Source organism: Acinetobacter baylyi DSM 14961 = CIP 107474 (genome assembly GCF_000368685.1).
In the GTDB taxonomy this organism is placed as follows: domain Bacteria; phylum Pseudomonadota; class Gammaproteobacteria; order Pseudomonadales; family Moraxellaceae; genus Acinetobacter; species Acinetobacter baylyi.
The window spans coordinates 909,101-919,696 of record NZ_KB849628.1; the positions used below are offsets into that span (position 1 = coordinate 909,101).

Genomic DNA, 10,596 nt, shown 5'->3' on the forward strand with positions numbered 1-10,596 from the left:
TCTTAATTGCTAGCAAAAGCTGTACCATTTTATGACTTAGAAATATAAAGCTAAAAATAAAGCCACCCGTTGGTGGCTTTATTTCACTTATCTTAATTACCCAATAAATTTACGTGCGTTACGGAACATACGTAACCATGCACCATCTTCAGTCCAGTTTTCTGGTGACCAAGAGTGTTGAATGGCACGGAAGTTACGCTCAGGATGCGGCATCATAATTGTTGCACGGCCATCTTTAGAGGTCACACCTGTAACAGCTTCTGGTGAGCCATTCGGATTCAGCGGATAATGCTGAGTTGGGTTACCTAAGCTGTCAACATAACGTAAAGTGACTTGCTGATTGGCATTTAAGCTCGCCAAATGAGCATCGGTTGTCACCACACGACCTTCACCGTGAGCAACGGCAATTGGCAAGATCGAACCTTGCATATCTTGCAACAATACCGACACCGATTTTTCAACACGCACGTTTACGCTACGCGCCTCAAACACTTCTGAAACATTACGGTGGAAACGTGGCCATGCATCGGCACCCGGAATAAGCGGTGCAAGCTGTGACAACATCTGGCATCCGTTACAAATCCCTAGGCTAAAGGTACTGTCACGATGGAAGAAGCTCTCAAACTGATCGCGTAATTTCGGATTAAACAGCACCGATTTCGCCCAGCCACCACCTGCACCCATGACATCACCGTACGAGAAGCCACCACATGCCACCAAACCTTCAAAATCTTGAAGATCAACACGACCTGCGAGTAAGTCACTCATGTGAACATCAATGGTGTTGAATCCGACTTTATCGAATGCCGCCGCCATTTCAACGTGCCCATTGACACCTTGCTCACGCAAAATCGCCATATTTGGACGACGTGTCGCAATGAAAGGCGCTTCAACTGGTTCGTTTAAATCAAAAGTGGCTTGTGCAATCAAACCTTTGTGGTTTTGATCTGAAATCAAGGCAAACTCTTGGTCAGCAGTTTCAACGTTGTCACGTAAACGCTGGATTTGATGAGACACTTCTGCCCATGCACGTTGTAATTCGGCACGTTCAAACGTTAAACCGTTCACACTCAATTGATCTGAACTGTTCACACGGCCAACCACCGAAATCGCATCTTTAAGGCCAGAAGCCGCAATTTCAGCTTGTACAGCATCCCAATCTGCAGCTTTTAACTGAACCACTGCACCAATTTCTTCTGCAAACAGGCTTTCAATGCTTTGCTGTTCAAATGCAACACCCAAACGTGATGCAAACATCATTTCGGCAACCGTTGCGAGCAAACCACCATCACCAATATCGTGATAGGCTTGAATTAAACTGCGGTTATTCCAGTCTTGTACCAACGCAAAAAATGCTTTTAAGTCGTCAAAACTGTCAACATCTGGCGTGACCGTTCCAATCGCCTTGTATACTTGAGTGAGAATCGATGCACCGAGACGGAACTGGCCTTTCGATAAATCGATACGAACCAGAACGGATTCATCGAATTTTTTCAGCTCTGGTGTTAAGGTTTTACGCACATCACTCACAGGTGCAAATGCAGTAATCACACCCGACATTGGCGAAGTCACGGCTTTGTCTTCGCCGTCGTCATTCCACGTGGTGCGCATTGAAAGCGAATCTTTACCGACCGGAATCGCAATGCCCAGCGCTGGACACATTTCCATACCAATGGCTTTTACACCTTCAAATAAAGCTTGATCTTCACCCTTTTGACCTGCAGCTGCCATCCAGTTTGCAGAAAGTTTGATGTCACCAATTTGTTCGATATTGGCCGATGCAATATTGGTAATCGCTTCAGCTACCGCAAGGCGTGCAGATGCCGCAGGGTTTAACAATGCCACTGGTGGGCGTTCACCCATTGCCATGGCTTCACCTGTGTACCCTTGAAGACTGGTTGTGGTCACCGCAGCATCGGCAACAGGCACCTGCCATGGACCAACCATTTGGTCACGTGCCACCATACCCGTAATCGAACGGTCACCAATGGTGATCAAGAACGATTTAGATGCGACGGTTGGATTTTTAAGTACACGGAAAATGGCATCTTTTAAATCGATCTGTGTCGTATCAAAAGGAGTACCTTCACGTTCAATGCTTTCATAAGAACGTTGCATACGAGGTGTACCACCTAGCATGACTTGCATTGGAATATCCACGGCATTGTTTTCAAACAATGGATCTTCAACCGTTAGATGACGTGCTTCAGTTGCTTCACCCAGTACAGCAAACGGACAACGCTCACGCGCACAGATTTCTTCAAACTGAGCCAAAGACTCTGGACGAATCGCAAGCACATAACGCTCTTGTGCTTCGTTTGACCAGATTTCCATTGGGCTCATGCCAGGCTCAAGCGATGGAATTTTACGTAAATTTAAAATCGCACCCAATTCATGGTCGTTTACCAGTTCAGGCATTGCATTTGAAAGACCACCTGCACCAACGTCATGAACAGACACAATCGGGTTGAAATCTTCTAGGCGCCAGCAGGTATCAATCACTTCTTGGCAACGGCGCTCCATCTCTGGGTTTTCACGCTGTACAGAAGCAAAATCAAGGCTCTCACCCATGGTACCGCTGTCTACAGAAGATGCTGCACCACCACCCAAACCAATCAACATGGCTGGTCCACCCAGTACAATCAGTAAATCGCCTGGTTGAATTGCATCTTTTTCGACATGATCTGGACGAATGTTGCCATAACCACCCGCAATCATGATTGGCTTATGGAAGCCTTTCACTTCACCATTGACATTTTGTTCAAAAGTACGGAAATAACCATTTAATGCCGGACGGCCAAATTCATTATTAAATGCCGCACCACCCAATGGACCTTCAATCATGATTTGAAGTGGAGATGCCATGCGTGACGGTTTACCGTAGTTTTCTTCCCATGGCTGTTCAAAGCCCGGAATATTGAGGTTTGAAACGGTAAAGCCGGTCAAGCCTGCTTTGGGTTTACCCCCACGGCCTGTTGCGCCTTCATCACGGATTTCACCACCCGAACCCGTTGCAGCACCCGCAAATGGCGAGATTGCAGTTGGATGGTTATGGGTTTCAACTTTCATCAGGATGTGTGCAGCCTGACTTTTATATTTATAAATGTAGTGACCGGTGTCGTTGTCTTTTTTTGGATAAAAACGCTGAGTATCGTAGCCTACAATCACAGACGCATTATCTTTATAGGCAGATAACACTTCGTCTGGTGACTCTTTATAGGTGTTTTTAATCATCTGGAACAAAGATAACGGCTGTACTTCACCATCAATCGTCCATTCTGAACCAAAGATTTTATGACGGCAGTGCTCTGAGTTTGCCTGAGCAAACATCATCAGCTCGATATCGTTCGGGTTACGGCCCAATTGAGTAAAGGCATCGGTAAGGTAGTCGATTTCTTGCTCAGACAATGCAAAACCAAATTCATTGTTGGCTTTGACCAGTGCCGCTTTACCCTCACCCAAAATATCAATCGAGTTAAGAGGTTTTGGCGAAGTTTCCAAAAACAATGCATTGGCACTGTCAATTTCTGCAAAAACTGTTTCAGTCATGCGGTCATGAAGTGCTTGTTTCACTTCATTGGTCATTTCGCTCATCCCTTTAAGGGTAAACAAAATACCACGCTCTAAACGATGAATCGGTGTATTACAGTTTTTGAAAATATCGGTGGCTTTAGACGACCACGGAGAAATGGTGCCGATACGTGGCGTCACCAAAACTTGGATTTCATCTGTTGCCGCCTGACGTAGCTCAAACGATGATCCATCATTTAATAGTTGTAATGCAGATTGATGCTGCTGCTCGTTGAGCGCTTGATCAAACAGATAAACCCATTGGCTGTCAAAAGATTGTACAGAACTAATTGACGATAAACGTGTTAATAGTTGAGCTTTCTTAAAAGAAGAATGTGCTGGTGCACCGGCCACGATAAACATGTTGATTTTGGCTCCACGGGCAAGTCTTTTGAACTTTACCGCAATGTGACTTTAGAGAGAGCGCATATTCTACTGTGAAAAGCAAAAATCAGCTAGATAAACAATCTGTATTATCTAAATGAATTGCATCAAAATAATCATAATCTTGAAAAGAAAGCGAAAACAGCTAAAAACGCCAACTTCTGTCGCACTGATCTAGTGCTTTTGCATTTTTTTTGGCATCATGCAATGAGATATCTAAAGAACCGTTATAAATGGAACAAATGCGCTGGTTAGAACTACTCTCAGCAGTTCGCTTAGGTAGTAAAAAAAGTAAAACCGAATTGGCACGTAGCCCTTTTCATAAAGATTATGATCGTATTATTTTCTCTCCAAGTTTTAGACAACTAAACCGTAAAACTCAAGTTCATCCACTCTCTCAGCAAGATGGCATTCATACACGGCTCACCCATTCACTTGAAGTGTCATGTGTTGGACGAACATTAGGCATGCTAGCTGCCGAAAAAATTAAAACTGAATTACCTGCATGGATTTCACCTGCAGATATTGGTGCCATTATTCAGGCTGCTTGTTTAGCACATGATATTGGTAACCCACCTTTTGGTCATGCTGGTGAATATGCCATTCGTGACTGGTTTGATGAAGCAGACAACCAAACCTATTTACTGGGTTTAACACCAGAACAGCAGGCCGACGTGTGCCAGTTTGAAGGCAATGCCCAGGGCTTAAGAATTTTGACCCGTCTGGATTATCATCCTAACGACGGCGGCATGCGTCTGACTTATGCCACGTTGGGTGCATATTTAAAATATCCTTGGTTATCGCATCCGATTGATCATATCGACTCGACACACTTACGCTCAAAATTCGGATGCTATCAGTCTGAAAAAGAAGTTTTGGTACAAATTGCAGAACAATTGGGTTTATTACAACTCGGTGAATATCATTATTGCCGACATCCACTCACTTACCTACTCGAAGCTGCGGATGATATTTGCTATGCCCTGATTGATCTGGAAGATGGGATCAGCATGAATATGCTGGAATATGACGAGGTCGAACCATACTTTATTAATCTAATTGGAGACTATGGTACGCCACACGAGCTTCATATATCACATGCAACCTGGCATCAAAAAATCGCTGCCCTTCGTGGTCGTGTGATGAAACGTCTGGTGGCTGAGGTCACAAGCGCATTTGCCCGTCATCATGATGAAATTTTGGCTGGCAGGCTTAATGGCGGTTTATTGCAATATTGCCCAAGTGATATTCACATTGGGATTCAGAATGCTAAAAACCTGACTCGGGACAAGATTTTTGATCATCCGCACAAAGCAGATCTTGAGTTACTGGCACATTCGAGCCTGCAAAACCTACTTGATGCCTTTATTCCTTTAGCTCGTCCCAATCAGCGACTACGTTTTAAAGATCAGCGACTTTTGGTGATTTTGCAAAATCTAGGTATGAATATGACAGATGATTTATATCAGAATATTATGCAAATTCTGGATATTATCAGCCGTTTTTCCGACCATCAGGCTTATGCCATTTCGCAAGAACTCAAAGGTAATAAAGTCAGTATGTTTTAAATTTCAATTGCTAGATTAAATGAGTTGCTTGTACAACAGCCGGTTGTCTGATGTGAAGTATCAAGATTTTTGTTATTGTATTTTTTGAATTTGAAGAGTGATTGAATCGCATGATTGGTTGTTTAATTGGTGAAGTATTTGCGCTAGAAGCTCCCACTGTTCTGCTGAATGTGAATGGTGTCGGTTATGAAATTGATACTCCATTATCTACATTTTGCCAATTACAAAAAGGTCAGCATGTTACCCTGTGGACACATCTTGTGGTACGTGAAGATGCTCAACAATTGTATGGTTTCATCGATGCACAAGAAAAGCTGATTTTCAGAACATTACTTAAGGTAAACGGCGTTGGCCCTAAAATGGCACTCGGTATTTTATCAACACTTAGTATCGAATTATTCATCCATACCATCGAACATGATGATATTAACACCCTGATTAAAGTTCCTGGTGTAGGACGAAAAACAGCCGAACGCTTAATGATTGAGCTGCGTGATCGCTTCAAGGCTTTGTCTGTACAAGCAACAACAGGTTCAACTGTAACATCTGCCCAAATCCAGTTTAGTTCAAACTCTCCTATTGCAGAAGCAGAAGCCGCTTTGCAATCTTTGGGTTACAAGCCGATTGAAGCGCAAAAAGCAATTGCAGCTGTCAAAGCTGACTATACAGAAGCCGCAGATTTAATTCGCGCAGCTTTAAAATCGATGATGAAGTGAGTCTATTATGCATGATCGTCTAATTAGCGGAACAGAAAAGCCAGAAGATCATTTTGATCGGGCGATTCGTCCGACCTCATTGGCAGACTACATTGGCCAGCCTGTAGTACGTGAGCAAATGGAGATCTTTATTGGTGCGGCACGTGGTCGTGGTGAAGCGCTGGATCATACGCTTATTTTTGGTCCTCCCGGTTTAGGAAAAACCACACTGGCCAACATTATTGCCAGAGAAATGGGTGGAAACCTCAAGTCAACTTCAGGCCCGGTGCTTGAGCGTGCCGGTGACCTTGCCGCCATGCTGACCAATCTTGAAGAAGGTGATGTGCTGTTTATCGACGAAATTCATCGTTTATCACCGGTCATTGAAGAAATTCTCTATCCAGCAATGGAAGATTATCAACTAGACATTATGATTGGTGAAGGTCCTGCTGCGCGTTCGATCAAACTAGATCTTCCTCCATTTACACTCGTTGCAGCCACCACGCGCGCGGGGCTATTGACTTCTCCGCTAAGAGATCGATTTGGTATTGTGCAACGTTTAGAGTTTTATTCTGTTGAAGATCTTACTCATATCGTAACCCGCTCGGCAAACTTGATGAATGTTCCTATGACTTCAACAGGTGCCGCCGAGGTTGCACGTCGCTCACGCGGTACACCACGTATTGCAAATCGTTTATTGCGTCGGGTGCGTGATTATGCACAGGTAAAAGGAACAGGTGAAGTCACTCATGATATGGCGCAACGTGCGCTCGATATGCTCAATGTCGATAAGGATGGCCTAGACACGCTTGACCGACGCTACTTAAGCATGTTGCTTGAACGATTCGATGGCGGGCCAGCAGGTGTAGAAGCATTGGCTGCCGCGATGGCAGAAGACAGCGGAACCCTTGAAGATGTGATCGAACCATACCTCATTCAACAAGGCTATGTAATGCGTACCGCTCGTGGCCGAATTGCCACCAATATGGCATATTTACAGTTTGGCTTGACTCCTCCTGAACCTAAAAACTAAATTTAAAGCGTTTGAAGGGCGATGATCAAAATTGAAGTGATAGCTCTTCAATCTTTAACTGAAGATACAGATGTAAAATGCTAGAAGATCAAATCATTGAAAAAATTGAAAGAACATATGACCAAAAATTAAACCATTTACCGTCTATTGAATATATACAGAGAAATATATTCATCAAAAATTTAGATTTACCACAACAACAATATCTGATGTACCTGATCAAAAAAAGAGAGGAACTATTCATCAATATTATTTTATATGCAGATGATAGCGTCATTGAAATCAATAAGATATTTCATGAAAATTTAAAAATAAATGATATACAAAATTTCAGCATTCATTCCTTGGACTTTAATTTAACTCATGCCTCTTTATGGATTGGACTACATTTTGAAGATGACATAAATAAGTTAAGCAAAGAAGTTTTCTCCCCAACAAATCATCAAAAATTAAAATCTACGTTAGTGGCGACTTTTTTAATTCTAGTTTCAATTCTAGTCTGGTGGTTCTATTCAATCGAATTTTCTAGCATGTTTGGAATTACATTGTTTTTGATCACTTTCTTGAGTTTTGGATATATTTGGGAAATACTAAAATCATCTTTACCCATAAATCAAAAAAAGCTGTTGCTAAAACACAAGTTTGATATTGCAAGTTATCTTGCACAAGAGCTTCAATATTATGTTGCTGACAAATTAAAATTCGATGTCTAATTTTCCTGTACTCAAAATGTCATGACATGTACATGGATCATTTTGCTTAAAGTTGGGTGACTCAATCTTTTTAAAGATTAAATGACTCTACTCAAAGCCAATTTCCAGATTTCAAATCTTCTAAACTTAAACTCGTAGATTGAAAACTTGTGCCATTGGACGCCTCAGATAAGCTGATAAACTTCAATGCGGTACATCTTTGGCGTTTGAGCAATTTTCTCTATTTTCCCGCAGATTTTTTGAGCAGCGCCAACTCAAAACACAATACTGAATCAAAAACGGAACACTCTTATGGCGAATAAATTCGAATTTCAAATTCGTGTATATATTGAAGATACTGATGCCGGCGGTATTGTTTATCATGCTAACCATATTCGCTATATGGAGCGAACACGTACAGAATGGTTACGTGCATCTGGTATTGATCATTACTGGCATCAAAGAGACTATAATTTTGTCGTTCATAAAATTGCACTCAAATATATTCGCCCAATCATGATGGACGATATGATCACTGTTACAGCAAGTGTAGTTTCATGTAAAGCTTCGTCATTTGTATTGCAACAAAATATATATCGTGGTGAAATCATGCTAGCTTCTGGCGAAGTCGAATTGGCATGTTTGAACGCTGAATTACGTCCTCGTCGTTTGCCAGATGAAATTCGTGATCTTATTCTGAAAGAATTAGAACAGGCTTAAAAAACACACTTTGGCATTTGTAACTATGGCAACACCGATCCAATCTTCATTGCACATTTCTGATCTTATTTTACAAGCAAGTCCTGTGGTACAGGCTGTAATGTTGATCTTACTTTTAGCATCGATTTATAGTTGGTATCTGATTGCCAAGTTGCATCTGAGTTATAAAAAATCTGCCCAGCAGGATGAACATTTTCAAAAAATGTTTTGGTCTGGCGCAGAACTTAATACGCTTTATAACAATGCCCAACTCAATTCTAAACGTACTGGCTTAGAAGATATTTTCTATCATGGTTTAGGTGAGTTTTTTAAACTCAAAAAACGCCAAGCCACGTCCACTCAAACCATCGAAGGAACAGAGCGAATTTTGCGTGTGGGCCTTAGTCGTGATCAAAGTCAGCTCGAACAGGGTTTAGGCACTTTGGCCAGTATTGGTTCTGTTGCACCTTACGTCGGTTTATTTGGTACGGTATGGGGCATTATGAATGCTTTTATTGGTTTAGCTGCTGTGGATCAAGTAACGCTTGCAACTGTAGCACCAGGTATCGCGGAGGCCCTAATTGCAACAGCAATTGGTTTATTTGCCGCAATTCCTGCAGTACTCGCTTTTAACCATTTTACTTCTAAAGGTGAAGCAATCTATTCTGATCGAGCACTTTTTGCCGAAGAAATGGTTGCTTTATTACAACGTCAGTCTGTGGGTTCAACACAGGAAGATGCATAATGGCCATTCAGCGTTCTGGGCGCTTCGAGCGCATCAAAAAACCTTTAAAAAGTGACATGAATGTTGTGCCATACATTGATGTGATGCTGGTATTACTGGTCATTTTCATGGTCACTGCACCTATGATTACTAGCGGTATCAAAGTAGATTTACCTCAAGCCAACAATACCCCCATTGAATCTAAAGAACCCGCAATTGTAACACTTGGTCAAGACGGCAATATCTATCTTCAATATAAAGAACACAAAGAAGATCAAGTCACTCTTGCAGAACTCAAAACTATTTTGGGAGAAGCACAATCTCAAGCAGATGAGAGTAACCAGAAAATAACTGTATTGGTAAATGGTGAAAAATCCAGACCTTATGGAGATGTGGTTTCACTCATGTCGAGTTTGCAAGAAGCAGGCTTGACTCAGGTTGGTCTACTCACTGAGCCTTTAAAGTAAGTTATGAAGAATTTTCAGAAGCCCGCTTTTAAAGAAAAAACGATTGCGATCAGTTTTACGCTGGTTGTACATACAATTGCAATCGTAGGCTTACTTTATTTAGGATTAAGTAAACCACCCGAACCACCAAAAAAAATGACCACGGTTCTTGTAAATCCGGCTGATATCATTACCCCTACTGAACAAGCTGATACGACCAGCACTCAAGCTGCTAAAACAATCCAATCCACACAAACTCCAGTGCCTGATGCGCCTGTTATTCCAATGACGCCCCCAGAAGAGACTCAGGCTACCACAAATGCAGCTCTGGCAGCAGCCACAGCGGCAGCAGCAAAAACTGCTCAAATTGCAGATGCCAAACGTGAAGCAAATCTAAAAGCTAAAGCCGAGGCTGAAGCAGAGTCTAAGGCTAAAGCTGAAGAAGCAGCCAGAGCTAAACGCGAAGCGGAGTCTAAAGCTAAAGCAGATGAAGCTGCTAAAGCCAAACACGAAGCAGATGCTAAAGCAAAAGCCGAGGCTGCTGCTAAAGCCAAACGCGAAGCAGAGGCCAAAGCTAAAGCCGAGGCTACTGCTAAAGCCAAAAACGAAGCAGAGACCAAAGCTAAAGCCGAGGCTACTGCTAAAGCCAAACACGAAGCAGAGGCTAAAGCAAAAGCCGAGGCTGCTGCAAAAGCCAAACGCGAAGCAGATGCTAAAGCAAAAGCCGATGCTGCTGCTAAAGCCAAAAACGAAGCCGAGGCTAAAGCAAAAGCCGAGGCTGCTGC

General features: G+C 42.5%; 9 protein-coding genes. 8 read left to right on the forward strand and 1 reads right to left on the reverse strand.

Annotated features, from left to right (window positions below):
* Nucleotides 1-96: 96 nt before the first annotated feature.
* Nucleotides 97-3,933 (reverse strand): phosphoribosylformylglycinamidine synthase, encoded by a 3,837-nt coding sequence (gene purL, locus F952_RS13620; protein WP_004928805.1) that lies wholly within the window; start codon nucleotides 3,931-3,933, stop codon nucleotides 97-99.
* Nucleotides 3,934-4,187: 254 nt separating this feature from the next.
* On the opposite strand from purL, the gene F952_RS13625 reads away from it, so the two are divergent.
* The 8 genes from F952_RS13625 to tolA all read left to right on the forward strand — a co-directional run.
* A complete protein-coding gene (locus F952_RS13625) occupies nucleotides 4,188-5,522 on the forward strand; it encodes a deoxyguanosinetriphosphate triphosphohydrolase (protein ID WP_011182566.1) in 1,335 nt (444 codons plus the stop codon).
* Between the two features lie 110 nt (nucleotides 5,523-5,632).
* Entirely contained in the window at nucleotides 5,633-6,238 is a 606-nt protein-coding gene (gene ruvA / locus F952_RS13630; protein ID WP_004928811.1) for a Holliday junction branch migration protein RuvA, read from the forward strand.
* A gap of 7 nt (nucleotides 6,239-6,245) precedes the next feature.
* Nucleotides 6,246-7,250, forward strand: a complete 1,005-nt coding sequence (ruvB, locus tag F952_RS13635) for a Holliday junction branch migration DNA helicase RuvB (RefSeq protein ID WP_004928814.1) — start codon at nucleotides 6,246-6,248, stop codon at nucleotides 7,248-7,250.
* Nucleotides 7,251-7,327: 77 nt separating this feature from the next.
* A complete protein-coding gene (locus F952_RS13640; RefSeq protein WP_004928819.1) occupies nucleotides 7,328-7,963 on the forward strand; it encodes a hypothetical protein in 636 nt (211 codons plus the stop codon).
* A 291-nt stretch (nucleotides 7,964-8,254) separates the two neighbouring features.
* On the forward strand, nucleotides 8,255-8,662 hold the full coding sequence (gene ybgC, locus F952_RS13645) for a tol-pal system-associated acyl-CoA thioesterase (RefSeq protein ID WP_004928822.1): 408 nt from the start codon (nucleotides 8,255-8,257) through the stop codon (nucleotides 8,660-8,662).
* 25 nt (nucleotides 8,663-8,687) lie between these two features.
* Complete coding sequence (gene tolQ, locus F952_RS13650) at nucleotides 8,688-9,386, forward strand: protein TolQ (protein WP_004928824.1); 699 nt, start codon at nucleotides 8,688-8,690, stop codon at nucleotides 9,384-9,386.
* Entirely contained in the window at nucleotides 9,386-9,832 is a 447-nt protein-coding gene (tolR, locus tag F952_RS13655) for a protein TolR (RefSeq protein ID WP_004928828.1), read from the forward strand. The genes tolQ and tolR overlap by 1 nt, the downstream gene beginning before the upstream one ends.
* 3 nt (nucleotides 9,833-9,835) lie before the next feature.
* Nucleotides 9,836-10,596 (forward strand): cell envelope integrity protein TolA (tolA, locus tag F952_RS13660; protein WP_004928832.1); only part of this gene is annotated, 761 nt, incomplete at its 3' end.